Raw genomic sequence first — 827 nt, forward strand, 5'->3', positions numbered from 1 at the left:
CCCATGAATACAATATAGCCGCTTTTAAACCTTTAATAGATTCTTCTATTTTTATGCCTTCTTTCAGATTATTAAAATAGGATTCTGTCCTATACTTAAAATAGTCCATATAATGATTTAAGGTTAGACTAACCCATAATCTCTCTTGCGAAGCTTGGACAGGAGTTAAATTCTCAAAAGTTTCATAAAGAATTTTGATATTCTTATAATCCGTGACATTATAAGTACCATTTTGAATTAATGGTGTATATTCAAACTCTATATTACTGTCACTAAAATTATTCTCATCATATAACTCACTTAAGACATTTTTATCTCCTGTAGCTATACCTCTAATAAAATACTCAAAGTTAGCGGTAAAATGATTTAACGCTTCTGAAGTGATTAACTTTAATCTTGTTTTCAATCAGCCCCACTCTCCTCAACTTTTTTTAATACATTAATAGCTCCTTGAATTGGATCTTTTAATAGTTTTTGAGCAATCTCCAATGGCGTTTCATCAAATAAATTCAAATCAATTCCTATACTTTCTAAGGAATGCTTAAGTGAAATGTACCATCGAGTATCTTCATATGCATGTCGATCAATTTTGATTCTATTTAATACTTCTACTAATCCGGGTACAATTACAACCGAGATGAGTATATTGTTAAATACTGTTTTAGAAAAGGTTGCATATTGCTCATATTGATTTTTAGGCAGAGCTATAACAATCTTGTCTGAAGAAGAATCCACAGTCATTAATTTATTTTCATAACTCAGTACAACATTTATTATTGATGAGAGCTTTTCAATAGACTGTTCACTTTCAAATAAGTCTATTGTAT

1 protein-coding gene and 1 pseudogene are annotated in these 827 nt (G+C 29.5%); both read right to left on the bottom strand.

Annotated features, from left to right (window positions below; genetic code table 11):
* On the bottom strand, positions 1-406 hold a 406-nt coding region (locus tag ACFQY0_RS21195), incomplete at its 3' end, for a DUF6339 family protein (protein ID WP_379717057.1).
* A pseudogene (locus tag ACFQY0_RS21200) lies at positions 403-827 on the bottom strand (hypothetical protein); the annotation flags it as partial. The gene ACFQY0_RS21195 and the pseudogene ACFQY0_RS21200, both read right to left, overlap by 4 nt.

This window comes from Haloferula chungangensis (assembly GCF_042664875.1).
GTDB classification, from domain to species: Bacteria; Verrucomicrobiota; Verrucomicrobiia; order Verrucomicrobiales; family Akkermansiaceae; genus Haloferula; species Haloferula chungangensis.